The sequence below is a fragment of the Micrococcus sp. GbtcB5 genome (assembly GCF_019091605.1).
GTDB classification, from domain to species: Bacteria; Actinomycetota; Actinomycetes; order Actinomycetales; family Micrococcaceae; genus Micrococcus; species Micrococcus luteus.
In genome coordinates, this window is record NZ_JAGXJK010000226.1 from 1 (window position 1) to 264 (window position 264).

Sequence of the window (264 nt, forward strand, 5' to 3'; positions counted from 1 at the left end):
TCCGATCCGTCTTTGCTCTCGCCGCGGAAGCCGGGGTCGATGGTGCCGGGGGCGTTGACGACGCTCCGGCCGTGGCGGACCGCGAGGCCCGAGCGGGGGTGCCCGAACCCCGCGTGGCCCTCCGGGATGGCCAGCGCCTCGCCGGTCGGCACGAGGGCACGCTCACCCGGGGCCAGGGTCACGTCGGCGGCGGTGCGCAGGTCCGCGCCCGCGGCGCCCGGCTGCGCGGAGGCGGGCGGGGGCAGGCCCGGATCGCGGGCGTGC

Annotated in this window: 1 protein-coding gene; it reads right to left on the reverse strand. The window is 80.3% G+C overall.

Going from position 1 to position 264, the window contains the following annotated elements; genetic code table 11:
- The coding region (locus tag KVS67_RS12140; protein WP_368669070.1) for a dUTP diphosphatase at positions 1-264 on the reverse strand (264 nt) is incomplete at both ends.